The organism is Variovorax sp. DXTD-1, assembly GCF_003984625.1.
Lineage (GTDB): Bacteria > Pseudomonadota > Gammaproteobacteria > Burkholderiales > Burkholderiaceae_C > Variovorax.
Genome location: NZ_RWKH01000004.1, coordinates 101,618 through 128,185, shown reverse-complemented (window position 1 = coordinate 128,185; position 26,568 = coordinate 101,618). Strand labels below are relative to the sequence as shown.

Annotated in this window: 32 protein-coding genes; 22 read left to right on the top strand and 10 right to left on the bottom strand. The window is 65.6% G+C overall.

The features are described from left to right. Positions 1 to 67: 67 nt before the first annotated feature. On the bottom strand, positions 68 to 967 hold the full coding sequence (locus tag EJI00_RS05305; RefSeq protein ID WP_260590462.1) for a transglutaminase-like domain-containing protein: 900 nt from the start codon (positions 965 to 967) through the stop codon (positions 68 to 70). A 112-nt stretch (positions 968 to 1,079) separates the two neighbouring features. Here EJI00_RS05305 and EJI00_RS05300 point away from each other — a divergent pair, with 112 nt between their 5' ends. Then, positions 1,080 to 1,415 (top strand): antibiotic biosynthesis monooxygenase family protein, encoded by a 336-nt coding sequence (locus EJI00_RS05300; protein WP_126746425.1) that lies wholly within the window; start codon positions 1,080 to 1,082, stop codon positions 1,413 to 1,415. Here the strand turns inward: EJI00_RS05300 and mnmC are convergent. Then, the gene (mnmC, locus tag EJI00_RS05295; protein WP_126746424.1) at positions 1,412 to 3,253 is read right to left on the bottom strand and encodes an FAD-dependent 5-carboxymethylaminomethyl-2-thiouridine(34) oxidoreductase MnmC; all 1,842 of its coding nucleotides are present in this window, start codon (positions 3,251 to 3,253) and stop codon (positions 1,412 to 1,414) included. The genes EJI00_RS05300 and mnmC overlap by 4 nt on opposite strands. A 7-nt stretch (positions 3,254 to 3,260) precedes the next feature. Next, complete coding sequence (locus EJI00_RS05290) at positions 3,261 to 3,533, bottom strand: oxidative damage protection protein (RefSeq protein WP_012748083.1); 273 nt, start codon at positions 3,531 to 3,533, stop codon at positions 3,261 to 3,263. A 137-nt stretch (positions 3,534 to 3,670) separates the two neighbouring features. Between EJI00_RS05290 and EJI00_RS05285 the strand changes: the two genes are divergently transcribed. The 12 genes from EJI00_RS05285 to EJI00_RS05240 all read left to right on the top strand — a co-directional run bounded on the left by EJI00_RS05285 (position 3,671) and on the right by EJI00_RS05240 (position 13,341). Further along, positions 3,671 to 4,696 (top strand): sulfate ABC transporter substrate-binding protein, encoded by a 1,026-nt coding sequence (locus tag EJI00_RS05285; RefSeq protein ID WP_126746423.1) that lies wholly within the window; start codon positions 3,671 to 3,673, stop codon positions 4,694 to 4,696. Positions 4,697 to 4,713: 17 nt separating this feature from the next. After that, a complete protein-coding gene (gene ssuE / locus EJI00_RS05280; RefSeq protein ID WP_126746422.1) occupies positions 4,714 to 5,298 on the top strand; it encodes an NADPH-dependent FMN reductase in 585 nt (194 codons plus the stop codon). Positions 5,299 to 5,401: 103 nt separating this feature from the next. Further along, positions 5,402 to 5,536, top strand: a complete 135-nt coding sequence (locus EJI00_RS25335; RefSeq protein WP_260590461.1) for a hypothetical protein — start codon at positions 5,402 to 5,404, stop codon at positions 5,534 to 5,536. Positions 5,537 to 5,576: 40 nt separating this feature from the next. Continuing rightward, positions 5,577 to 6,533 (top strand): sulfonate ABC transporter substrate-binding protein, encoded by a 957-nt coding sequence (locus EJI00_RS05275; RefSeq protein WP_126746421.1) that lies wholly within the window; start codon positions 5,577 to 5,579, stop codon positions 6,531 to 6,533. After that, positions 6,530 to 6,691, top strand: a complete 162-nt coding sequence (locus EJI00_RS25020) for a hypothetical protein (RefSeq protein WP_221885025.1) — start codon at positions 6,530 to 6,532, stop codon at positions 6,689 to 6,691. The genes EJI00_RS05275 and EJI00_RS25020 overlap by 4 nt, the downstream gene beginning before the upstream one ends. Before the next feature lie 27 nt (positions 6,692 to 6,718). Next, complete coding sequence (gene ssuD / locus EJI00_RS05270; protein WP_126746420.1) at positions 6,719 to 7,888, top strand: FMNH2-dependent alkanesulfonate monooxygenase; 1,170 nt, start codon at positions 6,719 to 6,721, stop codon at positions 7,886 to 7,888. 8 nt (positions 7,889 to 7,896) lie between these two features. Further along, the gene (ssuC, locus tag EJI00_RS05265) at positions 7,897 to 8,745 is read left to right on the top strand and encodes an aliphatic sulfonate ABC transporter permease SsuC (RefSeq protein WP_126746419.1); all 849 of its coding nucleotides are present in this window, start codon (positions 7,897 to 7,899) and stop codon (positions 8,743 to 8,745) included. Between the two features lie 11 nt (positions 8,746 to 8,756). After that, positions 8,757 to 9,746: an aliphatic sulfonate ABC transporter substrate-binding protein gene (locus EJI00_RS05260; RefSeq protein ID WP_126746418.1), complete on the top strand. Its 990-nt coding sequence runs from the start codon at positions 8,757 to 8,759 to the stop codon at positions 9,744 to 9,746. After that, on the top strand, positions 9,743 to 10,573 hold the full coding sequence (locus tag EJI00_RS05255; protein WP_126746417.1) for an ATP-binding cassette domain-containing protein: 831 nt from the start codon (positions 9,743 to 9,745) through the stop codon (positions 10,571 to 10,573). The genes EJI00_RS05260 and EJI00_RS05255 overlap by 4 nt, the downstream gene beginning before the upstream one ends. A 57-nt stretch (positions 10,574 to 10,630) precedes the next feature. After that, the gene (locus EJI00_RS05250) at positions 10,631 to 10,846 is read left to right on the top strand and encodes a molybdopterin-binding protein (protein WP_007829250.1); all 216 of its coding nucleotides are present in this window, start codon (positions 10,631 to 10,633) and stop codon (positions 10,844 to 10,846) included. A 139-nt stretch (positions 10,847 to 10,985) separates the two neighbouring features. Next, entirely contained in the window at positions 10,986 to 11,900 is a 915-nt protein-coding gene (gene epsC / locus EJI00_RS05245; RefSeq protein WP_126746416.1) for a serine O-acetyltransferase EpsC, read from the top strand. A gap of 73 nt (positions 11,901 to 11,973) precedes the next feature. Further along, positions 11,974 to 13,341, top strand: a complete 1,368-nt coding sequence (locus EJI00_RS05240) for an NAD(P)/FAD-dependent oxidoreductase (protein WP_126746415.1) — start codon at positions 11,974 to 11,976, stop codon at positions 13,339 to 13,341. Here the strand turns inward: EJI00_RS05240 and EJI00_RS05235 are convergent. Then, positions 13,328 to 14,050, bottom strand: a complete 723-nt coding sequence (locus tag EJI00_RS05235) for an Asp/Glu/hydantoin racemase (protein WP_126746414.1) — start codon at positions 14,048 to 14,050, stop codon at positions 13,328 to 13,330. The two genes, EJI00_RS05240 and EJI00_RS05235, sit on opposite strands and share 14 nt — an antisense overlap. A gap of 13 nt (positions 14,051 to 14,063) precedes the next feature. Then, the gene (gene panE, locus EJI00_RS05230; RefSeq protein ID WP_126746413.1) at positions 14,064 to 14,996 is read right to left on the bottom strand and encodes a 2-dehydropantoate 2-reductase; all 933 of its coding nucleotides are present in this window, start codon (positions 14,994 to 14,996) and stop codon (positions 14,064 to 14,066) included. A 177-nt stretch (positions 14,997 to 15,173) separates the two neighbouring features. On the opposite strand from panE, the gene EJI00_RS05225 reads away from it, so the two are divergent. Continuing rightward, positions 15,174 to 15,731, top strand: a complete 558-nt coding sequence (locus EJI00_RS05225) for an NADPH-dependent FMN reductase (protein WP_126746412.1) — start codon at positions 15,174 to 15,176, stop codon at positions 15,729 to 15,731. Positions 15,732 to 15,804: 73 nt separating this feature from the next. Here the strand turns inward: EJI00_RS05225 and EJI00_RS05220 are convergent, their stop codons facing one another. Continuing rightward, a complete protein-coding gene (locus EJI00_RS05220) occupies positions 15,805 to 16,452 on the bottom strand; it encodes an FMN-dependent NADH-azoreductase (RefSeq protein WP_126746411.1) in 648 nt (215 codons plus the stop codon). Between the two features lie 130 nt (positions 16,453 to 16,582). Here EJI00_RS05220 and EJI00_RS05215 point away from each other — a divergent pair, with 130 nt between their 5' ends. The 8 genes from EJI00_RS05215 (at position 16,583) to EJI00_RS05180 (ending at position 23,287) form a co-directional block, all read left to right on the top strand. After that, positions 16,583 to 17,497 (top strand): LysR family transcriptional regulator, encoded by a 915-nt coding sequence (locus EJI00_RS05215; protein ID WP_126746410.1) that lies wholly within the window; start codon positions 16,583 to 16,585, stop codon positions 17,495 to 17,497. Positions 17,498 to 17,625: 128 nt separating this feature from the next. Next, positions 17,626 to 18,267 (top strand): peroxiredoxin, encoded by a 642-nt coding sequence (locus tag EJI00_RS05210; protein WP_126746409.1) that lies wholly within the window; start codon positions 17,626 to 17,628, stop codon positions 18,265 to 18,267. A 20-nt stretch (positions 18,268 to 18,287) separates the two neighbouring features. After that, positions 18,288 to 18,863, top strand: a complete 576-nt coding sequence (locus tag EJI00_RS05205) for an RBBP9/YdeN family alpha/beta hydrolase (protein WP_126746408.1) — start codon at positions 18,288 to 18,290, stop codon at positions 18,861 to 18,863. Further along, a complete protein-coding gene (locus EJI00_RS05200; RefSeq protein WP_126746407.1) occupies positions 18,860 to 19,876 on the top strand; it encodes a sulfate ABC transporter substrate-binding protein in 1,017 nt (338 codons plus the stop codon). Before EJI00_RS05205 ends, EJI00_RS05200 begins: the two co-directional genes overlap by 4 nt. Then, the gene (cysT, locus tag EJI00_RS05195; protein ID WP_126746406.1) at positions 19,877 to 20,764 is read left to right on the top strand and encodes a sulfate ABC transporter permease subunit CysT; all 888 of its coding nucleotides are present in this window, start codon (positions 19,877 to 19,879) and stop codon (positions 20,762 to 20,764) included. A gap of 1 nt (position 20,765) precedes the next feature. Beyond that, positions 20,766 to 21,668: a sulfate ABC transporter permease subunit CysW gene (gene cysW, locus EJI00_RS05190; RefSeq protein ID WP_126746405.1), complete on the top strand. Its 903-nt coding sequence runs from the start codon at positions 20,766 to 20,768 to the stop codon at positions 21,666 to 21,668. A gap of 18 nt (positions 21,669 to 21,686) precedes the next feature. After that, positions 21,687 to 22,784 (top strand): sulfate/molybdate ABC transporter ATP-binding protein, encoded by a 1,098-nt coding sequence (locus EJI00_RS05185; RefSeq protein ID WP_126746404.1) that lies wholly within the window; start codon positions 21,687 to 21,689, stop codon positions 22,782 to 22,784. Then, positions 22,781 to 23,287 (top strand): disulfide bond formation protein B, encoded by a 507-nt coding sequence (locus tag EJI00_RS05180; protein ID WP_126746534.1) that lies wholly within the window; start codon positions 22,781 to 22,783, stop codon positions 23,285 to 23,287. The genes EJI00_RS05185 and EJI00_RS05180 overlap by 4 nt, the downstream gene beginning before the upstream one ends. An 8-nt stretch (positions 23,288 to 23,295) precedes the next feature. Here EJI00_RS05180 and EJI00_RS05175 read toward each other — a convergent pair whose 3' ends face one another. From EJI00_RS05175 to EJI00_RS05160, 4 genes are all read right to left on the bottom strand, one after another. Then, positions 23,296 to 23,988 carry a mobilization protein gene (locus tag EJI00_RS05175; RefSeq protein ID WP_126746403.1) on the bottom strand — a complete coding sequence of 231 codons (693 nt, stop codon included), beginning with the start codon at positions 23,986 to 23,988 and terminating at the stop codon, positions 23,296 to 23,298. A 75-nt stretch (positions 23,989 to 24,063) separates the two neighbouring features. Next, entirely contained in the window at positions 24,064 to 25,362 is a 1,299-nt protein-coding gene (locus tag EJI00_RS05170) for a type II toxin-antitoxin system HipA family toxin (RefSeq protein WP_126746402.1), read from the bottom strand. Further along, on the bottom strand, positions 25,359 to 25,679 hold the full coding sequence (locus tag EJI00_RS05165; protein ID WP_126746401.1) for a helix-turn-helix domain-containing protein: 321 nt from the start codon (positions 25,677 to 25,679) through the stop codon (positions 25,359 to 25,361). The genes EJI00_RS05170 and EJI00_RS05165 overlap by 4 nt, the downstream gene beginning before the upstream one ends. A 60-nt stretch (positions 25,680 to 25,739) precedes the next feature. Further along, positions 25,740 to 26,498, bottom strand: a complete 759-nt coding sequence (locus EJI00_RS05160) for a hypothetical protein (protein ID WP_126746400.1) — start codon at positions 26,496 to 26,498, stop codon at positions 25,740 to 25,742. Positions 26,499 to 26,568 lie beyond the last annotated feature (70 nt).

Genomic DNA, 26,568 nt, shown 5'->3' with positions numbered 1-26,568 from the left:
CGGCCCGGGCTTTCCCGTAGCTGCTATCTCGTACGCGACACCAGCGCCATGCCAGTGCGTGGAGGCGTCACTCCTTGCGGCGCGTGACCACCACTGTGGCCTCCAACCCGTCGTAGGCTTCGGCGTCGCCATACCAGCTGCCGGAGATCGGCGCCGCCTGCGCCGGGTCGCGCGTGACGCCGACGCGGATCAGCTGGCCACTGCCCATAAGGTTGTTGGTGGGGTCGAACGCCAGCCAGCCGACGCCCGGCAGGTAGGCCTGCAGCCAGGCGTGCGTGGTGCCGGCACCGGTCATCGATTCACCGGGCGACTGGGCCGCGCGGTCGAGCGCGGCGTCGTAGAGGTAGCCCGAGACAAAACGGGTGGCAATGCCCAGCCGCCGGGCGGCCTCCATCATCAGCAGCGCGTAGTCGCGGCAGCTGCCGCTGCCGAGGGCCAGCGTCTGGAGCGGCGTTTGCGTGCCTTCCTCGTCGCGCGCCTTGTATTCGAGGCTCTGGCCGATGTGCGCGTTCATGCGCGTGAGCACTTCGCGCGTGCTGTTGGGCTTGTCGGTATGCAGGAACTGGTGGGCCCAGCGGATCAGCGTGCCGTTGGCGTCATCGTCATGATGCGGACGCAGGTAGTGCTCGAGGTCGAGGCGTTCCTGCACTGAATAGGCAAACGGCAGGAACTCGGCGGCCGGGTCGAGCGCAAGCTGGTCTTGCTGCGCCGGCACGTGCTCGATGGTGAAGGAGCAAACGATGCGCAGCTCGGTGGCCTCGCCCATGGGTTGCACCAGCGCGACCGAGTTGGAGTGCGGGTCCTGGATCAGCCGCGTGAACGACTGCGGGCTCACCTGCAGGTCGGTGGCCAGCACCCGCAGGTCATGGCTGTCGCGGGGCCGGAACATGACGCGGTGCAGCCCGAAGGTCACCGGTTTCTTGTAGCGGTAGACGGTGGTGTGCGTGATGTCGTACTGAATGGCCATGCGGTGCATTCTCACGTGTCGGCGGGGCGAGCGGTGGCTTTCCGTTGGCTTGCCGCGGGCCTATGCCGCAGAATCGGCGCCCGAACGGCCTTCACCACCGCATCGACGCCACATGTACTCCGCCACTTTCATTTTTGCCAAGAAGCAGTTCGACGACGAATTCCACCGTCTCGACCAGACCATCGCGGCGGCCGCAAAGTCGCTGCCCGGCTATCTGGGCGAAGAGACCTGGGAGAACGCGAGCAATGGGCTGGTGTCGAACGTCTACTACTGGGATTCACTTGATGCGCTGCAGGCGCTCATCCAGCATCCCGTGCACCAGCAAGCCAAGGCGGCGCAGGCGAATTGGCTCGACGGCTACAAGGTCGTCATCTCCGAGGTGGTGCGCATCTACGGCGACAGCAAGATCGACCACATGCTGGCGCCAGCCGGCCAGATTGGCGCCTAGGGGCCGACTCTTTGCGTGCCGAGGGCTTTCGCCAGCGTGGCGGGCAGCGGCAGGGGCTCGCCATGCCATTGCGCGGCCAGCAGCTCGGCGCACAGCGCCGCAAAGCTGAGGCCGCGCGAGCCCAGCGCGGTGCAGGCCCAGAGGCCAGCCTCGTCCAGCGGGCCGACTAGCGGGCGGCGGTCGCCCGAGGCGCAACGAACGCCTACCCACGTCTCGGCCTCGCCATGCTCGAAAGCCGGTGCCAGCGATGCCGCGACGCCGGGGTGCAGGCGTTCCAGGCGCTCCCGGTTTGCCTCGGCATCGGTCGCCCGAGGGGCCAGGTTGGTGCTGTCCCGGTCGAAGGTGGCGCCGGCGAGCCAGAGCAGGGCGCCTTCATCTTCGGGCACATGGGCAATCAGATGGCCGTCGCCGTTGAGCGGCGTGGTTGGCAATGCAAGGTCGTCCGCCATGCGGCCCCACGCGACTTGCCCGCGCACCGGCTGCAGCGGAAGGCCCGGTGCGAAGCGGCCCGATTCGTAGCCCGCTGCAACGACCACACGGTCAGCTTCGGCCAGCAACCGATCGGCGGCGTCCCAGAGTTGCCAGCCGATCGCGCTGCGTGACAGGCGTGCGACCGCCGCGTTGCCGCGAAACTCGATGCCCGGCTCACGCAGCCACGCTTCGATCAAACTGGAGGGGCGCACCCAGCCCGCGCGTGCATGCCAGAGCGCGGGCGCGTCGGCCGGCAAGCCGGCACTCGCCAGTTGCGCGGCGCTGGCGGGCGACGACTCGTTCGGGCCGCTGTCGCTCCACCCGGCGGGCACGCGCGTGTCGCCTTCAGGCCGGCGCTCCAGCACGCCGCTGGCGCGCCAGTCGCGGCCTTCTTCCAGCAGGCGCTCCAGTTCCAGCCAGGTGGCACGGATGCCGGCGCGCGTAAGCCGCGAGAGCAGGGCATCGTCGGGCGAAACATGCGGCGCCAGCACGCCGACCGGCAGGCCGGAAGCGCCGGCGGCAGGGCGGTCGGCCGCATCGAGCACCATGACCCGCCACCCGCGCCGCGCGAGGCTGGCGGCAACGGCCGCGCCGGCCAGCCCGGCACCGATGACGGCGCAGCGGCCAGACGTTTCGACATGCTCAGGCATGGGGCCGCGGCGGCGCACCGTCCAGGCAGGCGCGAACACGCCGCCCAGGCAGTCGCGCTTGGGCGGCAGGCCCGGGCGCCTTTCGAGCTGGAAACCGTTCTGCGAAAGCGCATCGCGTACCGCCCGGGCATAGGTCCAGGTGGCAATGCCGGTGCCCTGGCGGGCAAAGCGCGACACAGCCTTGAGCGTGTCGGGCGACCACATGGCAGGGTTCTGCTCGGGGCTGAAACCGTCGAGAAAGATGCTGTCGGCCTCGAAACGCTGCGCGCGCAGCATCGGTTGCACGTCGCCGATGCACAGCGTGAGCAGCATGCGGCCCGCTTCGAAGGCCAGCCGGTGAAAGCCCGGCAGCAGTCCGTGCCACTGCGCAGCCAGCTCCTCGGCCAGCGGCATCAGTTCGGGGTAAGCCCCGGCGGCGCGCAACAGGTCTTCAGGCCCGGCCGGGTGCGCATCGACCGAGACGAAGTGCAGCATGCGCGGCCGGTTCGCGTCCGCGCGCCACGCTTGCCAGGTTGTCAGGAAATTGAGGCCCAGTCCGAATCCGGTTTCGAGAATCAGCCATTTCGGCCGTCCAGACCATGCCTCGGGCAGGCCGCAGCCGCCCAGAAACACGTGGCGAGCCTGCGCCGGCGCCCCGGTTTCGGTGTGATAGATGTCGCCCCAGCGCTCGCTGCGCGGCACCTCATCGGCACGCCAGGCGACGGGCTCGGCGGCCAAGGCGGGCTTAGTTCGAGGGTGGGACGTAGCCCTGGGCGACGTCGGCGCCTTCGCCGAAGAAGTGCTTTTCCATCTGACGGGCAAGGTATTGGCGAGCGCGCAGATCGGCCAGATTCAGCCGGTTTTCATTGACCAGCATCGTCTGCTGCTTGAGCCAGGCGGCCCAGGCTTCCTTGCTGACGTTCTCCCACAGGCGCTTGCCCAGTTCTCCGGGATAGGGCGGAAAGTCGAGCCCTTCGGCTTCTTTGCCGAGCTTGATGCACTGAACCATGCGTGCCATTTTTGATTGCCTCTGGTGGGGAAAGCGGTTGCTTAGTTGATTTTGCTATTTAGAACTGAGAACTCGGTCGTTCCAGTTTCTATATGTCGTATTCAGAATACGCAGCTTCATCGATATGCCTTTTTGAATAAGACACCATGAGCTTTCGCCGCGACTTTATCAAGCTTTCCCTGGGTGCCGGCGTGGCCGGTGCCATGGCCCTGACGGCATTGCCGTCGTTTGCGCAGGGCGCGGGCCCGGTGACGCTGCTCAACGTGTCGTACGACCCGACGCGCGAGCTGTATGTCGACTACAACCGCGCCTTCGCGAAATACTGGAAGGCAAAGACCGGCCAGGACGTGAGCATCAAGCAGTCGCACGGCGGTTCGGGCAAGCAGGCCCGCTCGATCATCGACGGCATCGACGCCGACGTGGCCACGCTAGCACTGGGTGGCGATATCGACGCGCTGGTCAAGCACGGCGGGGTCGTCAAGGAGGGCTGGCAGAAGCGCCTGCCGCAGAACTCGGCGCCCTACACCTCGACCATCGTGTTCCTGGTGAAAAAGGGCAACCCCAAGGGCCTGAAGGACTGGAGCGACCTGGTGAAGCCGGGCGTTCAGGTGATCACGCCCAACCCCAAGACCTCCGGCGGTGCCCGCTGGAACTACCTGGCCGCATGGGAATTCGCCAAGCGCAAGTACGGCAGCGACGCCAAGGCCAAGGAATTCATCGGCAGCCTGTTCAAGAACGTGCCCGTGCTCGACACCGGCGCGCGCGGCTCCACCATCACCTTCGTGCAGCGCGGCGTGGGCGACGTGCTGCTGGCCTGGGAGAACGAAGCCTTCCTGGCGCTGAAGGAATTCGGCGCCGAGAAGTTCGAGATCGTGGTGCCTTCCATTTCCATCCTGGCCGAGCCGACCGTGGCGGTGGTCGACAAGGTGGTCGACAAGAAGGGCACGCGTGCCGTGGCCGAGGAATACCTCAAGTATCTGTATTCGGACGAAGGCCAGGACATTGCGGGCCGCAACTTCTACCGCCCGACCTCGGAGAAGGCGAAGGCCAAGTACGACAAGCAGTTTCCCAAGCTCACGCTGGTCTCCATCGACGAAGCCTTCGGCGGCTGGGCCAAGGCCGACAAGGCGCACTTCGCCGACGGCGGCTCGTTCGACCAGATCTACAAGTAAAACAAAGAAAGCTCCTAGTGTCCGTTCTCCTGATTGCTGGCAGCCCTTCGGCACCGTCGCGTTCAACCGCCTTGCTCGAGGCCGTGGGCGAGCGGCTGGCCGGTCGCAATGCGCAAATCGAGCGGCTCGCCATCCGCGATCTGCCGGCACAGGCGCTGCTGCTGGCCGACTGGGACCACCCGGCCATCGAGCGTGCCATTGCGCAGGTGGCGCATGCGCGGGTGGTCGTGGTGGCAACGCCGGTCTACAAGGCGGCCTACAGCGGTGTGCTCAAGGTTTTTCTCGATCTGCTGGCGCAGAACGCGCTCAAGGGCAAGACGGTGCTGCCGCTGGCCACCGGCGGCAGCCCGCACCACATGCTCGCGCTCGACTATGCGCTGCGGCCCGTGCTGCATGCGCTCTCGGCTCGCCACATCCTGCCGGGCGTCTACGCGACCGATTCGCAGATCACACTGACACCCGAGAACGCCTACCAGGTGCATGCCGACCTGGCCGAGCGGCTCAACGAAGCCGTCGAAGTGCTGGCGACCGAAGGGCTGAAGCTGCCGGTAACCCACGGCTTCGAACCGGTGCCGTTTTCCCGCGTGCGATGTAGCGTCTGACGGGTTCTCCGTCGAACCCGCCTCCAGCCAGCCCCATTTCCGTTCCCGTTTTTTTGTCGCCCGTACGCGGCGAGGGGACAGCTTTGCCCAAAGGAACCCACACGTGAATCCCGTTGCCACCGAAGACTTCGCGCTCGACACGCCGCCTCGCTCCATCTGGCACGCCCTGCGGGACCTTGCCATCAGCACGGTCGTGGTGACCGCCATTGCGCTCATCGTCGGCTTCATCTCGGCCTGAGCGCGGTTTGCTTGCTCCTCCGCATTCGAAAGGACATCTCATGACTTCCATCTCCATTCCGCGCCGCCGCCTGCTGCAGGGTGCCGCCGCCGCGGTGGCGCTGCCTTCGCTCGGCGCACTGGCCCAGGCGCCGGCGCGTCAGTTCCGCATCGGCAAACAGAAGGGGCTGCTCAGCATCCTCAAGGGCCGCGGCACGCTCGAGAAGCGTCTTGCGCCGCTCGGCGTGTCGCTCAAGTGGACCGAGTTCACGGCCGGCCCGGTGCAGCTCGAAGCGCTGAATGTCGGCTCCATCGACTTCGGCGACGTGGGCGAAGCGCCGCCCATCTTTGCCCAGGCTGCGGGCGCGCCGCTGGCCTACGTGGCCGCAACGCTGCCGCGCCCGCAATCGGAAGCGGTGCTGGTGCCCAAGGGCTCGGGCATCAAGACCGTGGCCGAGTTGAAGGGAAAGAAGATTGCGCTCAACAAGGGCTCGAACGTTCACTACTTCATCGTCAAGCTGGCCGAGAAGCACGGCCTTGCGTACAGCGACCTGAACCTCGTCTACCTGCCGCCGGCCGATGCGCGCGCCGCCTTCGAGAAGGGCTCGGTCGATGCATGGGTGATCTGGGACCCGTTTCTTGCCGCCGCCGAAAAGTCGCTCAAGGCCCGCCTCCTGGCCGACGCGACCGGCGTGGTGGGCAACCGCTCGTACTACTTCTCGTCGCTCGACTATGCGGCGAAGAATGCCGACGTGCTGGCGATTGCGATCGAGGAGATCAACAAGGTAGACGCCTGGGGCATCGCCAACAAGAACGATCTTGCCGCCGAGCTGGCGGCCCTCTGGGGGCTGCCGAAACCGGTGGCTGAATTGACGGTGGGGCGCGCGGTCTACGGCACCGGCCCCATCACCAAGGCCATCCTCGCCGAACAGCAAAAGATTGCCGACACCTTCTTCGACCTGAAGCTGATCCCCCGAAAGATCAGCGTGCTCGAGGCCGCTCCGGCGGGAATCGCGTGACGCGGGAAGCCTTGCACCTTCATGCCGCCGGCGTGCTTGCCACGACCACGCGTGCCTGGGGCATTTCGCAGCAGCCGCGGGCCGGCCGTGCCCGTGCTGCGTTGCCGCGCCTGCGCTTCGCGCTGCCCCGCGTGCGCGGCTTTTTCTTTGCCATCTGACGCCGGGCCAACCGACGGAAAGAAGACATGCAGATATTCTGGTTTCTCCCCACCCACGGCGACAGCCGCTATCTCGGCACGACCGAAGGCGCGCGCCAGGTCGACCTGGCCCACCTGCAGCAGATTGCCGGCGCTGCCGACAACCTTGGCTATGAGGGGGTGCTGATTCCCACCGGCCGCTCGTGCGAAGACCCCTGGGTGATTGCATCGAGCCTGATCGGCGCGACGAAGAAGCTCAAGTTCCTGGTCGCGGTGCGGCCCGGCCTGCACCAGCCCAGCCTGGCGGCACGCATGGCCGCGACCTTCGACCGGCTCTCGGGCGGCCGCCTGCTGGTGAACCTGGTCACCGGCGGCGATCAGGCCGAGCTCGAAGGCGATGGCGTCTACCTCGACCATGCGGCCCGCTACGAGCAGTCGGCCGAGTTCATCCGCATCTGGCGCGAGATTCTTGCGCGCAGCCACGATGGCCAGTCTTTCGACTACGAAGGGCAGCACCTGAGCGTGAAGGGTGCGAAGCTGCTGTTTCCGCCGGTTCAGGCGCCTTATCCGCCGGTGTGGTTTGGCGGCTCGTCGGCTGCCGCGCACGAGCTCGCGGCCGAGCAGGTCGATGCCTATCTCACATGGGGCGAGCCGCCCGCGGAGGTGGCTCGCAAGATTGCCGACGTGCGCAACCGCGCCGCGCGCAAGGGCCGCAAGGTCGAGTTCGGCATCCGGCTGCACGTGATCGTGCGCGAGACCGAAGACGCCGCGTGGAAAGCCGCCGAAGAGCTGATCAGCCGTGTCGATGACGAAACCGTGATCCGCGCCCAGGCCGCCTTTGCGCGCATGGACTCCGAAGGCCAGCGCCGCATGGCCGCGCTGCACGCGGGCGGGGCCATGCGCTCGCGTGCCGAACTTGAAATCTCACCCAACCTCTGGGCCGGCGTGGGCCTGGTGCGCGGTGGCGCGGGCACCGCGCTCGTGGGCGACCCGAAGACCGTGGCAGCGCGCATCGAGGAATACGCGGCGCTCGGACTCGACAAGTTCATTCTCTCGGGCTACCCGCATCTCGAAGAAGCCTACCGATTCGCAGAGCTGGTGTTCCCGCTGCTCTCGCGCCGGGCGCAGACGCGGCTCGCGGGTGGCTCGCTGAGCGGGCCCTTCGGCGAAGTCGTCGCCAATCTCGATGCGCCTTCGCGCTTCGCATCCCAAAGCTAAGGACCATCATGACCGAACAAGTGCAGGAACTGCCGGCGCTCGCGCCTTCGCGAGAGAGCGCCCCCGGAGCGCTCAAGGCCTTCGGCACCAACGTTGCGGGCCGGCTGGTGCCGTGGCTCGTGCCGGTGGGGCTCATCGTGTTCTGGCAGATTGCTTCATCGCTGGGCTGGCTCTCCACCCGGGTGCTGCCGGCGCCGGTGGACGTGCTCAAGGCGGCCTGGGGGCTGGCGGTTTCGGGCGAGCTCTGGACGCACGTCAAGGTCAGCGCCGGCCGCGCACTCTCCGGGCTTGCCATTGGGGGCGGAGCGGGGCTGGTGCTGGGCCTCTTGACGGGCTCGGTGAAATTCTTCGAGACGCTGCTCGATTCGACCATTCAGATGGTGCGCAACATCCCCGCGCTGGCGCTCATTCCGCTCGTGATCCTGTGGTTTGGCATCGACGAGTCGGCCAAGCTGTTCCTCATTTCGGTGTCGGTGTTCTTTCCGATCTACCTCAACACCTTTCACGGCATTCGCAACGTCGATCCGCAGCTGATCGAGATGGGCCGCACCTACGGTCTCTCTCGCTGGCAGCTGTACCGCGAGGTCATCTTGCCGGGCGCGCTGTCGTCCATTCTGGTGGGCTTGCGCTTTTCGCTCGGGTTGATGTGGGTGATTCTGATCGTGGCCGAAACCATCTCGGCGCAGGCCGGCATCGGCTACCTCACGATGAACGCCCGCGAGTTCCTGCAGACCGATATCGTGCTGGTGGGCATCCTCTTGTATGCACTGCTCGGCAAGCTGGCCGACCTGTTCGCGCGCGGGCTCGAGCAATGGTGGCTGCGTTGGCACCCCGGCTACCAGAAGAAGCCGAAGTGAGGGCAGGGCAGATGACTACGCACTCCACGATTTCTCGCCGCACGGTGGTTGCCGGGCTGGCCGGCCTGGGCGCACTCGGAGCGGGTGCCGCGCTGGCCCAGGGCACGGCCGCAAGGCCCGTGACGGTGCGGCTCGGCTACCAGAAGTCTTCGACGCTGATTGCCGTGCTCAAGGTGCAGGGCTCACTCGAAAAGCAGCTTGCTCCGCTCAATACCACGCTGAGCTGGCATGAGTTCACCAGCGGCCTGCCGCTGCTCGAGGCGCTGAACCTCGACAACCTGGACATCAGCGCAGACGTCGCCGACACCGTGCCGGTGTTCGCGCAGGCGGCAGGCGCCGAGCTGACCTTCGTCGCGCAAGAGGCGCCTTCGCCCGCGGCGCAGGCCATTCTGGTGCGCGAAGATTCACCGCTCAAATCGGTGGCCGACCTGAAGGGAAAGAAGGTCGGTTTTGCCAAGGCGGCCGGCGCGCACTACCTCCTGATTGCTGCGCTGGAGAAGGCCGGCTTGTCTTTCAGGGACATCGATCCCGCCTACCTGACACCGGCCGACGGACGGGCCGCTTTCGAGCGCGGTGCCATCGACGCCTGGGTGGTGTGGGATCCATTCCTTGCGGCGGCGCAGCGCCAGGCCAAGGTGCGGATTCTGGCCGACGGCACGGGCATTGCCTCGTACCAGCGCTACTACCTTGCAAGCACCAAGTTCGCGAAGGCACGCCCCGATGTGCTGCGCGTGGTGTATGCCGAACTGGAAAAAACCGGCAAGTGGGTCAAGCAGAACCCGAAGGAAGCGGCGGCCCTGTTGTCGCCCGTGTGGGGGCTGGATGCCGCAACGATCGAGCAGGCCAACGCACGCCGCAGCTACGCGGTACGCCCGGTGCTGGCCGAAGCACTCACCGAACAGCAGCGCATCGCCGATGCCTTCTTCGCGGAAAAGCTGTTGCCCAGAAAGATCAACGCGCTCGACGTGGCGCTGTTCCAACCGAGCCTGAAATCATCATGAGTGCCGTTCTGAAAGACATCCAGCAAACAGCCATCGCCGGCGGCGTGCGCCTCGAGGCGCGCGGGCTGCACAAGCGCTACGGCGAACGCGAGGTGCTGCGCAACGCGCAGCTCACCATCGAGCCGGGGCAGTTCATCGCCATCGTGGGGCGCAGCGGTTGCGGCAAGAGCACGCTGCTGCGGCTCATCGCCGGACTCGAGGAGGCCACATCGGGCGGGCTCTATACGGACGGCAAGGCCATCGACGGCTTGCACGACGACACCCGGTTCATGTTTCAGGAGGCGCGCCTCTTGCCCTGGCGCCGCGTGCTCGACAACGTGACGCTGGGCTTGCCGAGCGAGGCGAAGGCGCGCGGCAAGGAAGTGCTCGCGCATGTGGGCCTGGCCGACCGTGAGAACGAATGGCCGGCGCGCCTCTCAGGCGGCCAGCGGCAGCGCGTGTCGCTGGCACGGGCGCTGGTGCATCACCCGCGGCTGCTGCTGCTCGACGAGCCGCTGGGCGCGCTCGACGCGCTGACGCGCATCGAGATGCACCGGCTCATCGAGAACCTCTGGCAGCGCCATCGCTTCACCGCGCTGCTGGTCACGCACGACGTGCAGGAAGCCGTGGCGCTTGCGGACCGGGTGATCCTGATCGAGGACGGCCGCATTGCGCTCGACGAGAACATCGCACTCGCACGGCCGCGCTCGCAGGGCGACCCGGCCTTTGCCGCCATCGAGAAACGCATTCTCGACCGCGTGCTGCAGAAGGCCGGAGAACCAGAGCCCGCGGAAACGGACGCCAGCTGGCTGCAGCCCTCGGCGCACACGCTGCGCTGGGCCATCTGAGTTCAAGAAGCCGTTTTATTCCCGCGAATCCTTCCTTCAATCTGAAAGAGAAATACCATGTCCATTCAAGCCATCAACGTGCGCAACCAGTTCAAGGGCAAGGTCCGCGAGATCATCCGCGGCGACGTCGTTTCCGAAGTCGATGTCGAAACCGCCTGGGGCATCGTCACCTCGGTCATCACCACCCGTTCGGTCGACGAGCTTCAGCTGAAGGTGGGCTCCGACGTGGTCGCGCTCGTGAAGTCCACGGAGGTTTCGATCGCAAAGCTCTGACGGACCCTCGGGCTTGCGACACCCGGCGCCGCCTTGGCGCCGGGCTTTTTTCAGTTGCCGCGTCACCGGGTTTTCAGTTCTTGGCACAAGCGTCGGGGGCTTCTACAGTGTGTCTACACATGTCCCCGGAGAAAGCAACATGGTCAATTTTGAAGTGAGCGACGTCGTTCGCGCACTGCACGACGCGCGCGACGAATGGCGCGACTCGCAGCGCCGTTCGCGCGAGCCCGGTGCGCGCGAATTTCCGTCGCGCGATGCACTTGCGCAGATCGTGGAGTCGCTCAAGGGGGCGCTCTTTCCCATGCGGCTTGGGCCGCCGGAGTTGCGCCACGAGAGCGAGGACTTCTACGTTGGCCACACGCTGAACACCGCCTTGCACGCGCTGCTGGTGCAGGCGCGCCTGGAGCTGAATTTCAACGCCCGCCACGATCCGCGCCCCGCGAGCGAGATCGACCAGATCGCCACCAATGCCGTTCGGCAGTTTGCGAACGCGCTGCCGGGGTTGCGCCGCCTGCTCGACAGCGACGTGCTCGCCGCCTACCAGGGCGACCCGGCGGCGCGCAGCGTGGACGAAGTGCTGCTGTGCTACCCGGGCGTGCTGGCAATGATTCACCACCGGCTCGCGCACCGGCTGTACGAGCTCGACCTGCCGCTCCTGGCGCGCATCGTGGCCGAGCTGGCGCATGCGCAAACGGGCATCGACATTCACCCCGGTGCGCAGATCGACGCGGGTTTTTTCATGGACCACGGCACGGGCGTCGTGATCGGCGAAACGGCTGTCATCGGCAAGCGCGTGCGGCTTTACCAGGCCGTGACGCTGGGCGCCAAGCGATTTCCGACCGATGCCGAGGGCAACCTGCAGAAGGGCCTGCCGCGGCATCCGGTGGTGGAGGACGACGTGGTGATCTATGCCGGCGCCACCATCCTCGGGCGGGTGACGCTGGGGAAGGGCGCCGTGATCGGCGGCAATGTGTGGATTACTGACAACGTGCCCGCCGGCGCGAGCGTGACCCAGGCCAGCCTGCAGAACGCACCGAAGACCGGCGCGCCATAGCAATGGCATGAGGATCCGGCCGCGACCGACCGCGCTATGCTTCGCGGTTGTCAACATTGGTGCTTGCCCCCGCATGTCCTCGCCTCAAGCTACTTCTTCCGCTTCTTCCATGCCGCGGACGGCCGACGAATCCTGCGATGTACTCGTGATCGGCGGCGGACCCGCGGGTTCGACGATTTCGGCGCTGCTCGCGCAACAGGGCCGCAAGGTGGTGCTGCTCGAAAAGGCGCATCACCCGCGCTTTCACATCGGCGAATCGCTGTTGCCGGCCAACGTGGAGCTTTTCGAGAAGCTCGGCGTGCGCGACCAGGTCGAGAAGATCGGCATGCCCAAGTTCGGCATCGAGTTTGTCTCGCCGGACCATGAGCATCGCAGCTACGTGGACTTTGCCGAAGGCTGGGACAAGTCGCTCGATTCCGCCTGGCAGGTGCGCCGCTCGGAGCTCGACGAACTGCTGTTCCGCAATGCCGCCACGCGCGGTGCTGAGACGCTCGAGGGCTGCAAGGTGCGCGACGTGGCGTTCGACGCCGACGGCGCCAGGGTGCAGGCCGAAATGGACGATGGTGCCAAGCGCAGCTGGCGCGCGCGCTTCGTGGTCGATGCCACGGGCCGCGACACGCTGCTGGCCAATAAATTCCGCTGCAAGGAAAAGAACCCCGACCACAACAGCACCGCGCTGTTCGGCCACTTCACCAACGCCGAAAGGCTGGAGGGCAGGAAGGAAGGCAACATCAGCATCTGCTGGTTTCCGCACGGCTGGTTCTGGTTCATTCCGCTGGCCGACGGCACCACCAGCGTGGGCGCGGTCTGCTGGCCGTACTACCTGAAGACGCGCGACAAGCCGTTGAAGGACTTTTTCTACGACACCATCGCGCTGTGCCCGGTGCTGGTGGACCGGCTGAAGAACGCCACGCTGGTGGACGATGCGGTGCACGCCACCGGCAACTTCTCGTACTCGAGCACCCATGCCACGGGCGACCGCTACCTGATGCTGGGCGATGCGTTCACCTTCATCGACCCGATGTTCTCGTCCGGCGTGTACCTGGCCATGCACAGCGCCTTCGATGGCGCCGAACTGGTGGCCACGGCGCTCGACAAACCGGCCGAGCTGGCGCCCGCGCGGAAGGACTTCGAGGCCATGATGCGCAAGGGGCCGCGCGAGTATTCGTGGTTCATCTACCGCGTGACCAATCCGACCATCCGCGACATGTTCATGCACCCGGGCAATCCGTTCCGCGTGAAAGAAGGGCTGATGTCGCTGCTGGCTGGCGACATCTATCGCGGCACGCCGATCTGGCGGGCGCTCGGCATGTTCAAATTTCTCTACTACTTCATCTCGATCACCCACATGCGCCGCACGTGGGAGGGATGGAAGCGGCACCGCTTCAACATCCGCGACATGGGCGCGCTGAAGGGCGAGACGATTCTCAAATCGGAGTAGCGCGGGCTGCAGGGCTCGCAAAGGCAGAGGCCTGCGCCGCCCATGCCGTGCGCGATGCGCGCAGCGTTGCCACCGCATGCGCAACGCCCGTGGCGGGACTCGCGAGCACTTCGATCCCAAGGTCCGCGAGCTCATGCGCAACGGGCGCCATGGAGGCTTGCGCCAGAACCACTGCGTCGGCGGCGACAGCGGCGGTGCGAATGGCCTTGGCCAGCGTCTCGATGTAGCGGGCGGTGTCGCCGGCCTCGAAGTACGGCCAGGCTTCTTCGACCCAGAGCACGCTCGGTTTGACACCGGCGCCGGCCTGCGCCGCGGTTGAAAGAATCAGCGCGGTGGTGGGCTCCAGGGTGCTTTCGAGCGCTGCCGCAATCAGCACGCGCGGACCGGCGCGCACCGCACGCTCGGCCATGGCGCGGTCGATGCGCTGGGCGGTGAAGGCGCCGCCCGTCGCGGTTTTTTCCGCAATGCCTCCGATGGTGGAGCAGGTACATGCAACCACGGCGGCGCCGTCGGATGCAGCCTCGCGCATGGCGTCGTGCACGCGCCCGGCCAACTTCGGGTTGTCGATGCCGGAGGCGCGGGCTTCGTGCAGCAGTTCTTCCCTTACCAGGTGGCGCACCTCCAGCTCGGGCGCAATCTCGCGGGTGAGGCGCTCGAAGGTTGGCACATGAACCTGTGCAGTGTGGAGAAAAGCGATGGCGTCGGTCATCGGGGAACCCTCGTCAGGTGGCTTGGCGGGCGCGCTGCGCCTCGTAGGCTTTCAGGTGAATGTAGGCGATGCGCAGCACCGAAGGAATCGGCGAACGGCCTGCCGGTGCGCGGCCGAGCAGGTCTCCCACGATGTGGTCCGCCTCGACCGGCGCGCCGCGCACGATGTCCTTGTACATCGATGCGGTCATCGGCGAGCCCGGCGCCGTCATGATGGCGCGGCCGCGCTCGATGGCTGCGGGGCGCGGCGCGAAGCCGTTGTGCGCGGCAATGGCGCAGCATTCATCGAAGATCGCAAGCGCCACGTCCTGGCCGCCCGCGCTCGCGATGTCGCCAATGGAAGCTCGCATCAGGCTCGTGAGGCCGGCTGCCGAGGCGATGAAGACCCACTTTTCCCACATGTCCTGCGAGATGGTCTCGCTTGCGGTGGCATCGAACTTCGCGCCGGCGAACTGGGCTGCAATGGCATCGACGCGGGCCGAACGGCCGCCCGCGCGCTCGCCGTAGCTCAGGCCGTGCATGTCGTTGAGATGCAGCACGCGGCCTTCGTCGTCCAGCGTGGCGGAGATCATGCAAAGGCCGCCCAGCACGCGCTCGTCGCCAAAGCGGGCGACCAGGCGCTCGATGTGATTCATGCCGTTGAGCAGGGGAAGAATGACCGTGTTCGGCCCGACCGCCGGTGCGAACGACTCCATGGTCGAGTCGAGGTCGTAGGCCTTGCTGCCGACCACGATCACGTCGAACGGCGCCTTGATGTCTTCAGCCAGCACCTGCGGCGGCGAGGGCAATTGCAGGTTGCCGAACGGGCTCTGGACCACCAGCCCTGTCTTCTCGATTTGCGCCGCGCGCCGGGGGCGCAGCAGAAAGGTCACATCGCGTCCCGCCTCCAGCAAACGGCCGCCAAAATAACCGCCGAGTGCGCCGGCACCCACCATCAAGAATCTCATCGTGCTTTGCTCCTGGGGTCGAAAGGACCGGGACGATGATGCCTTCGATTCAAAGCGCCTGCTTGGGGAGCCGAAAAGGCGGGCGCGATGGAAGAGCTTTTCTGGAAAAGGTCTTGGGCGCTTCGCATAATGATTTTCGCCATCTGGATTCCCTTCACTCATCAAGGAGCTTCATTCATGAGCCAGACCCGAATTGCCGTGATCGTCGGCAGCCTTCGCAAGGATTCGTACAACCACAAGTTGGCCCTTGCGCTGGCGCACCTTGCACCGTCGGACTTCACCTTCGAGCATTTGCGCATCGACGATCTGCCCCTGTACAACCAGGACGACGACGGCAACCCGGCGGCTTCGGTGAAGCGGCTGAAAACCGAGATTGCGGCAGCGCAAGGCTTGTTGTTCGTAACGCCCGAATACAACCGCTCGTTCCCCGGCGTGCTGAAGAACGCGATCGACCATGCGTCGCGGCCGTATGGGCAGAGTGCCTGGGGCGGCAAGCCTGCCGCCGTGGTGGGCATCTCCGTGGGCGCGACCGGCACCGCGCTGGCGCAGCAGCATTTGCGCAACGTGCTGGCTTACCTGGACGTTCCGACGATGGGCTCGCCGGAGATATTCCTGCAGTTCAAGGACGGCCTGTTCGACGACAAGGGCCACATCGGCAACGAGGGAACGAAGAAGTTCCTGCAGGGGTGGATGGACAAGTACGTCGCCTGGATCAAGACCCACTCGGCCGTCTGATGCACCGATCAGTCATCGGGCACGCATGAAAAAAACCGCTCCTGGGAGCGGCTTTTTTTGACGCGAGCGAGGCTCAGGCAGCTTGTGCCACGTCCTTCTGGTTCGCGGCTTCGGCCGTCGCCGTGAGGATGTCGGCGCGCGCAGAAGCCAGCGCGGCGGCCTTGGGTGCGTCACCCATGGCCAGGCCTTCGGCGCGCACGAAGCGCACGTCGGTAACGCCGAAGAAGCCGAAGATCGCCGTCAGGTAGCTCTCTTGATGCTCCAGTGCCCGGCCGCCTTCGGTGGTCGAGTAGACGCCGCCGCGGCTGGACGCCACGATCACGGTCTTGCCGCCGGCCAGGCCCACGGGGCCCTTGTCGGTGTACTTGAAGGTGCGGCCGATCTGGGCGAGGCGGTCGATCCAGGCCTTGAGCTGGGTCGGAATCGAAAAGTTGTACAGCGGCGCGCCGACCACGATCACGTCGGAGGCGAGGAATTGGCTCACGAGCTTTTCGGAGAGTTCGTTTTCGCGCTGCTGGGCTTCGGTCGGCTGGGCCTGCACGCCCGTCTTGATGCCCAGCGCATCGGCGCTGAAATGCGGCGGAGTGTTCACGGCGAGGTCGAGATATTCGACCGTGGTGTCCGGATGCGCGGCTTTCCAAGCGGCCACGATCTCGGCCGTGAGGAGGCGGGAGGTCGAGTTGGTACTCAGGATGCTGGAATCGACGTGGAGCAGTTTCATGGTGAATCGCTTTCGTGTGGTGGTCGACGCTCAAAAGTGGCCGACGATGTGAGAATTCTATTTTTGATGCGATTCTTTGATAAGTGGGTGAAATTTGCCTACATCGTTCTATTTGCAGGACAATGAAGGCATGCAAGACCTGAACGATATGGTTTTTTTCGCTGAAGTGGCGGAGCGGGGCGGCTTTGCCGCGGCAAGCCGCGCGCTCGGCATTCCCAAGTCACGGCTGTCGCGCCGCGTGGCTGATCTCGAGGAGCGGCTGGGTGTGCAGCTCATGCAGCGCAGCACGCGGCGGCTTTCGCTCACGCCGGCGGGCGAGATCTACCTGAGGCATTCGGCGGCCATGCGCGACGCAGCGCAGGCGGCGGCGGAGGCCGTGGCGCAGGTGCAGACGGAGCCGAGCGGCACGGTGCGGCTGAGCTGCCCCATTTCAATCGCGCACAGCGGGTTGGGCCGGTTGCTGCCGCAGTTCATGGAGCGCTACCCCGGCGTGCGCATCGATCTGCGGGTGATGAACAGGCCGGTCGACCTGATCGAGGAGGGCATCGACATCGCCTTGCGCGTGCGTCCGGCCATCGAGGACAGCACCACGCTCGTGGCCAAGGTCTTGGGAACGAGCCGCGCGGTGCTGGTGATGAGGCCGGACTTGCTGAAACGCCAGGGGCCGGTGAAAACGCCCGCCGACCTGGTGCGGCTCCAGACCGCGGCCATGTCGGCCAACGCCGAGGGACGCAGCGAATGGCGGCTCGAAGGCCCGAATGGCGAGATTTATACGCACGTTCATACACCGCGCTATGTGGCGGACGATCTCGCGACGCTGCAACTGGCCGTGCTCGAGGGTGCGGGCGCAACCCTGCTGCCCGGCTACATGTGCCGTGACGACGTGGAAGCGGGCCGGCTGGCGAGAGTGCTGCCCGAGTGGGGGCCTCCGGCCGTCATTGCACACATGGTTTTTCCAGCGCGGCGGGCGCTGGTGCCGGCGGTGCGGCGGTTGATCGACTTCCTGGCCGAGCACCTGCACGGCAGTGAAACCGGCATGTACTAGCGTCCGCCAAATGACCGCGCCGGGCGGTCGTTATGCGAAAAACGCCATAACCAAACAAGTAGATATTCGTTTGGCATTGAAGCAGGCGTTCGCACAATCCCAGGTCCCATCCCATCCAAGGAGCGACCATGGCGACCCTGCGACTCGGCGACACAGCACCCAATTTCACCCAGGATTCCAGCGAAGGCCCCCTCGATTTCTATCAATGGGCCGGCGATTCATGGGTGGTGTTCTTCTCGCACCCGGCCGATTTCACGCCCGTTTGCACCACCGAGCTCGGCAAGACCGCGGCGCTGTCGGGCGAATTTGCCAAGCGCGGCGTGAAGCCCATTGCATTGAGCGTCGACCCGGCCACCAAGCACAAGGAATGGATCGGCGACATCAACGAGACGCAGAACACCACGGTGAACTTTCCGATCGTGGCCGACCACGACCGCAAGGTGGCCGACCTGTACGACCTGATTCACCCCAACGCATCGGCCACGGCCACGGTGCGCAGCGTGTTCATCATCGATCCGAAGAAGGTGATTCGCGCGACCATCACGTACCCGGCCTCCACCGGCCGCAATTTCGACGAAATCTTGCGCGTGATCGATTCGCTGCAGCTCACCGACAGCCACAAGGTGGCCACGCCCGTGAACTGGAAGGACGGCGACGACGTGGTCATCATCCCGAGCATCCAGGACCCGGCCGAACTGGCGGAGCGCTTTCCCAAGGGCTTCAAGGCAGTGAAGCCTTACCTGCGCATCACGCCGCAGCCCAACAGGTAAGCGGGCAGGGCTGCGCCGCCATGCAGACTTCCGTGATCATCGTGCCCGGCTGGCGCGACTCCGGGCCCGGCCATTGGCAGAGCCTGTGGGAGCAGCGCATTCCGGGCGCGGCACGGGTGGTGCAGGACGACTGGGCTTCGCCCAAGCGCGAAGCCTGGGTGGCCACGCTGGCCAGGCTGGTGCTCGAAAGCCCCGGGCCGGTGGTGATTGCCGCCCACAGCCTGGGCTGCATTGCCACGGCGCACCTGCCGGCCGAGGCGGCCGCGCGCATCCGCGGGGCGCTGCTGGTGGCGCCGGCCGACCCCGAGCGCCGGGCTGTGCTGTCTGACTTTGCGCCGGTGCCGTACGCGGCCCTGCCGTACCGCAGCATCGTGGTGGCAAGCAGCAACGATCCGTATTGCCCGATCCGTCTGGCCGGCGCATATTCCCGCGCCTGGGGCAGTGAGTTTGTCCGCATGCAGAATGCGGGGCATATCAACATCGATTCGGGGCATGGAGACTGGCCGCTCGGCCTGGCCTTGCTCCAGTCGTTGACCGACGAGCCCGCCGCCTGGCCGGCGGGCCGTGAATTTTCAGAAAACTTGGCAACCACATGACTTCCAGACTCAAGACCTTCGCCGCCGTGCTCGCGTTGGCGTCCTCCGCATTCGCAGGCAGCAGCGCCTTTGCACAGGGCACCACGCTGCTGAACGCCTCGTACGACGTCGCGCGCGAGTTCTACAAGGACTACAACGCGGCGTTCGTGGCCCACTACAAGAAGGCCACGGGCAAGGACGTGAAGATCGACCAGTCGCATGGCGGCTCCAGTGCGCAGGCGCGCGCCGTGGCCGACGGCCTCGATGCCGATGTGGTGACCATGAACACCTCCACCGACATCGACTTCCTGGCCAACACGGGCGTGGTCGCGAAGGACTGGAACAAGCAGTTCCCCGAAAACGCATCGCCGACCACCTCGACCATGCTGTTCCTGGTGCGCAACGGCAACCCCAAGGGCATCAAGGACTGGGAAGACCTGGTCAAGCCGGGCGTGCAGGTCGTCATCGTCAACCCCAAGACCGGCGGCAACGGGCGCTATGCCTACCTTGCGGCCTGGGGCTACGTGAAGAAGAAGGGCGGTACCGACGCCCAGGCAGCCGAGTTCGTCGGCAAGCTGTTCAAGAACGTGCCGGTGCTGGCACGCGGCGGCCGCGACGCGACCACCGCTTTCCTGCAGCGCAACATCGGCGATGCGCTCATCACCTTCGAATCCGAAGTGGTGTCGATCGACCGCGAGTTCGGCACGGGCAAGGTCGACTCGGTCTACCCGTCGATCAGCATCGTGGCCGAGAACCCGGTGGCGCTGGTCGAGCGCACGACCAAGAAGAAGGGCACCGGCGAGCTCGCCAAGGCGTATCTCGACTGGCTCTATTCCGAAGAGGCGCAGGAAATTGCAGCAAAGCATGCGCTGCGTCCCCGTTCGCAGGCTGTGCTGAAGAAGCACGCCGCCACGTTCAAGCCGCTGCAGTTGTTCACGGTGCAAGAGCTTTTTGGCAGCCTTGGCGATGCACAGAAGGTGCACTTCAACGACGGCGGCCAGTTCGACAAGCTCTACACGCCCGGCGCAAAGTAAATGAGCGGCGCTGTTTCTTCGGCGCTCCCGTCCGCGGGAGCGCCGCTTTCGCATGTGAACCGTGCAGGGGGCTCCAGGCGGGTGCTGCCGGGCTTTCACATCACGCTCGGCTTTTCGATTTTCTATCTCTGCCTGATCGTGCTGATCCCGCTGTCGGCGCTGGTCTTCAAGACCTTCGCGCTGAGTTGGGAGCAGTTCTGGGTGGCCGTGACCGCGCCGCGCGTCATGGCGTCTTACCGGCTCACGTTCGGCGCATCACTGCTCGCGGCCATGGTGAACGCGGTGTTCGGCCTGCTGGTGGCCTGGGTGCTGGTGCGCTACAAGTTTCCGGGCAAGCGCATCGTCGACGCGCTGGTCGACCTGCCGTTTGCCTTGCCCACGGCGGTGGCCGGCATCTCGCTCACGGCGCTGCTCGCGGGCAACGGCTGGATCGGGCAATTGCTCGAGCCGCACGGCATCAAGCTGGCGTTCACGCCGGCGGGCATCGTCATTGCGCTGATCTTCATCGGGCTGCCATTTGTGGTGCGCACCGTGCAGCCGGTGCTCGAAGACGCCGAAAAAGAGCTTGAAGAAGCCGCTACGTCGCTCGGCGCGACGCGCCTGCAGACCTTCACCAAGGTGATCTTCCCGTCGATTGCGCCTGCGTTGCTTACCGGCTTTGCAATGGCTTTTGCGCGCGCCATCGGCGAATACGGCTCGGTGATTTTCATCGCCGGCAACATGCCGATGATTTCGGAAATCACGCCGCTCATCATCATCGGCAAGCTGGAGCAATACGACTTTGCCGGCGCAACCGCGGTCGCACTCGTGATGCTGGTGATTTCGTTCATCCTGCTGCTCGTCATCAACGGCTTGCAAGCCTGGCAGCGCCGCCGCGCAGGAGCGTGAGATGAGCGCCCCTTCCAAAATCATTCGCCGCGCACAGGCCGGCACCACTGAATCGCCCTGGGTGCGCTGGCTGCTGATCGGCCTGGCGCTCGCGTTCATGTTCCTGTTCCTGGTGCTGCCGCTGGCAGCCGTGGCAACGGAGGCCTTGCGCAAGGGCGTGGGCGCCTATGTCGAGGCTTTGAAAGAGCCCGACGCCTGGAGCGCGATTCGCCTCACGCTCATCACGGCCGCCATTTCGGTGCCGCTGAACCTGGTGTTCGGCGTTGCCGCGGCATGGGCCATCGCCAAGTTCGAATTCCGCGGCAAGGCCTTCCTGACCACGCTGGTGGATCTGCCGTTCGCGGTGTCGCCAGTGGTGGCGGGCCTGATCTACGTGCTGGTGTTCGGCGCGCAGGGCTGGTTCGGTCCTTGGCTCGCCGAGCACGACATCAAGATCATCTTCGCCGTGCCCGGCATCGTGCTGGCCACCGTGTTCGTGACCTTCCCGTTCATCGCGCGTGAACTCATTCCGCTGATGCAGGCGCAGGGCACCGACGAAGAGCAGGCCGCCATCGTGCTGGGCGCGACCGGCTGGCAGACCTTCTGGCGTGTGACCTTGCCCAACATCAAGTGGGGCCTGCTGTATGGCGTGATTCTTTGCAACGCTCGCGCCATGGGCGAGTTCGGGGCGGTGTCGGTGGTGTCGGGCCACATCCGCGGGCAGACCAACACCATGCCGCTGCATGTGGAAGTGCTCTACAACGAGTACCAGTCGGTGGCGGCCTTTGCCGTTGCATCGCTGCTGGCCATCCTGGCGCTGGTCACGCTGGTGATCAAGTCGGTCATCGAATGGCGCCACGAACGTGAAATGAAAGCCATTGCCGAGCTGCCGCCGGAACGTCCGCCCGAGCCCACGGCGGCCTGAGAGAGAAAGAACAAGATCATGAGCATCGAAATCCGCAACATCAGCAAGCAGTTCGGCGACTTCCGCGCGTTGAACAACGTCAACCTCGATGTCGAATCGGGCGAACTCGTCGCACTGCTCGGCCCCTCGGGCTGCGGCAAGACCACGCTGCTGCGCATCATTGCGGGGCTGGAAACGGCCGACACCGGCAGCATTCTCTTTTCGGGCGAAGACACCACCGACGTGCATGTGCGCGAGCGGCAGGTGGGCTTCGTGTTTCAGCACTACGCGCTGTTCCGCCACATGACGGTGTTCGAGAACGTGGCCTTCGGCCTGCGCGTGAAGCCGCGCAAGGAGCGCCCGAGCGACGCGCAGATCAAGCAGAAGGTGACCGATCTGCTCAAGCTGGTTCAGCTCGACTGGCTGGCCGACCGCTATCCGTCGCAGCTCTCGGGCGGCCAGCGGCAGCGCATTGCGCTGGCCCGGGCGCTCGCGGTCGAACCCAAGGTGCTGCTGCTCGACGAACCCTTCGGCGCGCTCGACGCCAAGGTGCGCAAGGAGCTGCGCCGCTGGCTGCGCCGGCTGCACGACGAGCTGCACGTCACGTCGATCTTCGTCACGCACGACCAGGAAGAAGCGCTCGAAGTGGCTGACCGCGTGGTGGTCATCAACAAGGGCCGCATCGAGCAGGTCGGTTCGCCGCAAGAGGTGTGGGACCAGCCCGCAAGTCCCTTCGTCTACGGCTTTTTGGGCGACGTGAATCTGTTCCATGGCCGGGCCGACAACGGCGCGGTGCAGCTGGACGGCATGCGCCTGGACTCCCCCGAGCACAGCGGCGCGCGCGACGCCAAGGCCATGGCCTACGTGCGCCCGCATGACCTGACCGTGGAGCGCTACACCGCCGGTGCCACCGGCATCGTGGCCACCTTGTCGCGCGCCATCGTGGTCGGCCCCATCGCACGGCTGGAACTTGAGCCCACCGAAACGAATCCAGATAATCCGGGCTCCGGAACCATCATCGAAGCGCAAATCCCTGCGCAACAGTTCCGTGAACTGGGCTTGAACGAGGGCGACACGGTAGTCGCCACGCCGCGCAAGGCCCGGGTGTTCGTAGAAGAAGATTGGGTTTCCCCTTGATCGATTGGTACTTCGGCGCGCCGCGCCGTGCGTATGGGCTGATTTGCCTGGCCTGTGTTCTCATGCTGGCCTTCGGGCTCTATCTGCAGCACGTGGTGGGCCTGGAGCCGTGCCCGATGTGCATCGTGCAGCGGTATGCCCTGGTTCTGGTGGCGCTCTTCACCGGGCTGGCCGCCGTGTTCCGCAGCCGCGGCCTGCAGGTGACGGGCGGGGTCCTGGCGCTGGTGTCGGCCATTGGTGGCGCCTACACGGCCGCCGCTCAGAGCTGGCTGCAGTGGTACCCGCCCGAGGTTGTATCGTGCGGGCGCGACCTGTACGGAATGATCGAGACCTTCCCGCTCAAGCGGGCGCTGCCGATGATCTTCCGCGGCGGCGGCGATTGCTCGAAGATCGACTGGTCGCTGTTCGGCCTGACGCTGGCGAACTGGTCGTTCGTCGCCTTCTTCATTCTTGCAGTTCTGCTGCTTGTGCTGATTTTCCGCAAGCGCCCAGTGGCGCGCTGAACTGCCGCCTAGAGCGGCAAAGTGTCGAAAGCCGCGTAGGCAGTGGCAAGCCACGACTTCACGCGCTGGCGCTCCAGCAAGCCGAGCGCGTGCGGCCCTTCGCGGTCATTCACCGCCTTCCAGAAGCTGGTGTTCTGCGCATCGATCTTGCGCATGCTGGCCTCGTGCAGGCGCGGCAGCGTGATCACGCGGGCGCCGTTCGCGGTCGCCTTCGAGAGCGACTGCGACGCGAGCAGCATGCCGAAGTCGCTGCCACGGCCGTAGTTCTGCACCACGATGTAGTTGGGCCGGTTGCCGAAGGTGTCGATCAGCGTGCCGAGCAGGTCGGTGGAATCCTTGCCGTCGTCCAGCACGTGCCAGAAGTTGACGGCCACGCCCAGTTCGACGAACACATCGAACAAGTCGGATTCCTTGATCCAGCGCGACAGCGGCGCCAGTGTCTGGGCCGCGAGGTCGACGATGACGCTCTGCTGCGGATTGGTTTCGAAACCGTTCACCACGGTATCGAGCCCCTCGAAGCTGTCGACCACGATGGGCGACGCAAAGCCTTCGTAGAAGCGCGTGAACGAGCTGTGCGAGCGGTCGGTGTCAAAGCCCGTGAAAGGCCGGCTGTGGTCGATGAAGTACTGCGCCAGCACGCGCGCGGTCACCGACTTGCCGACACCGCCTTTTTCGCCGCCGATGAAATTGATGGAGCTCATGAATTGCTGCTGCCTCGAATGGGTTGAGGGGTGAAGGGCTGAATCATTCTAGGGGCGCGTTTTCTTTTCTTTTTCTCATTTGCCGCGCCTGGCCATGCCTTGCAGCAAGGGATGTGCCTGCAAGCGTTGCTGCAGCCGTTTTTTCCACGGTGCGGGCAGCGTCGATGCATCGATCATTGCGGGCCACTGGCTGCGCGCGAGCCGCGCGGTGTCTGCAATGACGCGCCGGACCAGCGGCTCGTGCAGCCCGGTCGAGAAGCAGAAGGCGCGTATGTTGGCGGGTGTGAACAACGCCGTACGTTTGGGCGCGGCACCTCCGCCCGCTGCGGGCAGAAGGGGCAAGGCATGGCCGTCGACACCCTGGAGCGCGGCATACGCGACGATGTCGTAGGCGGGCGCCAGCCGCGGCGCGATGCCGTCGGGGTAGAGCACGCCGAAATTCTTCAGGTGTGCATCGGGGTTGCCGAGCAGGTCGTTCACCGCCAGGCGCCGAACGAGTTCGAGCACGGCCTCTTCGCCCATCGAAGGAAAGGCGCGCATCGCAAGCGCCATGTCGAGGTAGCTGGCGCTGTACTTGTGCATCGGGTCGACGGCGAGCACCTGCGCAAAATCTTCGAAATGGATGCGGCGCGCGCCCTCGCGGTCGAACCGGGTGACGGCAAGAAAATCAGGCTCGTCGGGCAGCGCGTAGCTGTGCTCGGCCGCAATGGCGGAGAGCGGCGCCAATTCGGCATGGCAGACCTCGACACCGGCTGCGCCCGCCATTTGGAGCGAAAGCATTTCGAGCTGCGGCATGTGCGGCCGGCCGGCCATGGGCAACTTCGCGATCACGCGCGTGCTGGCACCGGCACGCGTGCGGGCCACATAGCGGCCGCCCTGGCGGCGCAGGCCGAGCTTGGGCTGCACGCCCGATACCGAAATGCCCTGCGGCATGGGCAGTTCGACCACCGACATCTCGAGCGCGTCCTGGTCTTGGGTGATGAGCCGCTGCAACGTGCCGCGGTCGACTGAAACCGGGCGCGCGCTCACAGCGCCGGGGAGGTCGCCTCCGCAAGCCGCGAGTAGTTCGAAATGGTCGTTTTCTCGGCAGCCGCGCAACTGCGCGATATGGCTGCGCAGAACGCCTTCGGGCAAAAGGTTCTGAAAGAAGCGCGGAAGCTGGCCACCTTGTGCATTGAAGAGAGGGTTCTTCACGTCGCTCCACAGTGCTGCCTGGGTGGCCGGATCGCTTGCCACCATGGAAAGCGACAGCACTTCAGCCGGCGGGGCGGCCACCAGTTCGGGCTCCGCCACAAAGCGGCACAGGTCGGCGTACTGAAAGAGCTTGCCGAAGCGTCGCGAGCCCAGCGAGATTTCGAGGATCTTGACGTTCATGGCGAACGGCGCCGCTTGCTGGTGTACGGCGGCGGGGAGGGCGCTTGCGCGACCGCATGGCCCACGCGGGTGGCAACGGGGCGGTAATCAGGATCGGCGGCCACGCTTTCGCCGAAGCCCTTGGGCGCAAGCTGCAGCTCGAGGCCGATGGCATCGACCAGCGCCAGCAGCGACGAAAGCTGCGGGTTGCCCTTCAGGCTCAGCGCGTTGCGCACCGAGCGCTCGGTCAGGCCGGAGCGCTGTGCAATTTCCGCATTGGAAAGACCGGCGGCATCGCGCCGGGCCGTGAGGGCGGTGATGAGTTCCTGCTTGGTCACGGAAACATATTACCGCAAAGCGCTATTTAGGAAATATGTTTCCTTGAGGCGGCCATTGCCTTATCTGGGTATCAGGGTGTAGAAGGGCATGACGACGCCCATGATCCAGTTCTGCCCGAAGTCGAGCGCGGCGCGCCGGTATTTCTCGTCGGCCTGGGCGGCCAGCAGGTCGAGCCGCGCCACCACCTTCGACAACTCGCGGTCGGCCACGAGGTTGCGGCCGCGCTCGCTGATTTCGGTGGCCAGCAGCAGCGGCTGGCCGTCCGCGCCGGTTTTCGAGGAAATCAGCCACAGCGATATTTCGAAATTGCGCGCGGCGCGGTAGCTGTTCTCGGCGTTGATGCCGTCCAGCATCGTCTGGTCCCAGGTGTCGCCATTGGCTTGCTTGAGCATGGATGCCCAGCCGACGACCAGTGCCGCAACCCGGTCGCCTTGATACCCCTGGGGGCTGGTGTCGAAGGCCAGGCGGATGGCGTCGATGCCGGTGGCGCCGCGCAGCTCGGGCAGGGCGGGGCCCGTCAACACCGCGTCCCAGGCGCGCTGGGTGGCCGCTTCGATGCTTGCCGCCGATTTGCGCCATTCGCGCGGATTGCGCCGGTACAGCGTGGTTTGCACGCGCCGGACCGATTGCAGGTTGTCGCGCAAGGAAAGATTGGCAATGCGGTTGGCGCTCGATTGCAACCATTCCTGGTTGGCATAAGGTTCGGCGCGCTCGGTGGAACGGGTGGCCGCGCAACCGCCAAGGCCCAGCAGTGCAGCTGTGCCGGCCAGCAGGTAGCCGCGGCGCGCGGTGAAGGGTGAAACCAGGGAATCGCTCATGCCCTGACGTTATCATCCACAGCTGGGGCGGCGGCCTGCTTCAAGCGGCGGGCCCGTGCAATTTTCCTTA

Bases quoted from the DNA above. Each gene is read 5' to 3' on its own strand.
- EJI00_RS05160 (WP_126746400.1), bottom strand. From the start codon at position 26,498: ATGAGCGATTCCCTGGTTTCACCCTTCACCGCGCGCCGCGGCTACCTG.
- EJI00_RS05225 (WP_126746412.1), top strand. From the start codon at position 15,174: ATGAGCCAGACCCGAATTGCCGTGATCGTCGGCAGCCTTCGCAAGGAT.
- EJI00_RS05275 (WP_126746421.1), top strand. From the start codon at position 5,577: ATGACTTCCATCTCCATTCCGCGCCGCCGCCTGCTGCAGGGTGCCGCC.
- EJI00_RS05235 (WP_126746414.1), bottom strand. From the start codon at position 14,050: ATGACCGACGCCATCGCTTTTCTCCACACTGCACAGGTTCATGTGCCA.
- EJI00_RS05170 (WP_126746402.1), bottom strand. From the start codon at position 25,362: ATGAACGTCAAGATCCTCGAAATCTCGCTGGGCTCGCGACGCTTCGGC.
- ssuC (WP_126746419.1), top strand. From the start codon at position 7,897: ATGACCGAACAAGTGCAGGAACTGCCGGCGCTCGCGCCTTCGCGAGAG.
- EJI00_RS05175 (WP_126746403.1), bottom strand. From the start codon at position 23,988: ATGAGCTCCATCAATTTCATCGGCGGCGAAAAAGGCGGTGTCGGCAAG.
- EJI00_RS05285 (WP_126746423.1), top strand. From the start codon at position 3,671: ATGAGCTTTCGCCGCGACTTTATCAAGCTTTCCCTGGGTGCCGGCGTG.
- cysW (WP_126746405.1), top strand. From the start codon at position 20,766: ATGAGCGCCCCTTCCAAAATCATTCGCCGCGCACAGGCCGGCACCACT.
- EJI00_RS05240 (WP_126746415.1), top strand. From the start codon at position 11,974: ATGTCCTCGCCTCAAGCTACTTCTTCCGCTTCTTCCATGCCGCGGACG.
- epsC (WP_126746416.1), top strand. From the start codon at position 10,986: ATGGTCAATTTTGAAGTGAGCGACGTCGTTCGCGCACTGCACGACGCG.
- cysT (WP_126746406.1), top strand. From the start codon at position 19,877: ATGAGCGGCGCTGTTTCTTCGGCGCTCCCGTCCGCGGGAGCGCCGCTT.
- EJI00_RS05260 (WP_126746418.1), top strand. From the start codon at position 8,757: ATGACTACGCACTCCACGATTTCTCGCCGCACGGTGGTTGCCGGGCTG.
- EJI00_RS05185 (WP_126746404.1), top strand. From the start codon at position 21,687: ATGAGCATCGAAATCCGCAACATCAGCAAGCAGTTCGGCGACTTCCGC.
- EJI00_RS05200 (WP_126746407.1), top strand. From the start codon at position 18,860: ATGACTTCCAGACTCAAGACCTTCGCCGCCGTGCTCGCGTTGGCGTCC.
- ssuD (WP_126746420.1), top strand. From the start codon at position 6,719: ATGCAGATATTCTGGTTTCTCCCCACCCACGGCGACAGCCGCTATCTC.
- panE (WP_126746413.1), bottom strand. From the start codon at position 14,996: ATGAGATTCTTGATGGTGGGTGCCGGCGCACTCGGCGGTTATTTTGGC.
- EJI00_RS05205 (WP_126746408.1), top strand. From the start codon at position 18,288: ATGCAGACTTCCGTGATCATCGTGCCCGGCTGGCGCGACTCCGGGCCC.
- EJI00_RS05300 (WP_126746425.1), top strand. From the start codon at position 1,080: ATGTACTCCGCCACTTTCATTTTTGCCAAGAAGCAGTTCGACGACGAA.
- EJI00_RS05220 (WP_126746411.1), bottom strand. From the start codon at position 16,452: ATGAAACTGCTCCACGTCGATTCCAGCATCCTGAGTACCAACTCGACC.
- EJI00_RS05250 (WP_007829250.1), top strand. From the start codon at position 10,631: ATGTCCATTCAAGCCATCAACGTGCGCAACCAGTTCAAGGGCAAGGTC.
- EJI00_RS05255 (WP_126746417.1), top strand. From the start codon at position 9,743: ATGAGTGCCGTTCTGAAAGACATCCAGCAAACAGCCATCGCCGGCGGC.
- EJI00_RS05210 (WP_126746409.1), top strand. From the start codon at position 17,626: ATGGCGACCCTGCGACTCGGCGACACAGCACCCAATTTCACCCAGGAT.
- EJI00_RS05290 (WP_012748083.1), bottom strand. From the start codon at position 3,533: ATGGCACGCATGGTTCAGTGCATCAAGCTCGGCAAAGAAGCCGAAGGG.
- EJI00_RS05305 (WP_260590462.1), bottom strand. From the start codon at position 967: ATGGCCATTCAGTACGACATCACGCACACCACCGTCTACCGCTACAAG.
- EJI00_RS05215 (WP_126746410.1), top strand. From the start codon at position 16,583: ATGCAAGACCTGAACGATATGGTTTTTTTCGCTGAAGTGGCGGAGCGG.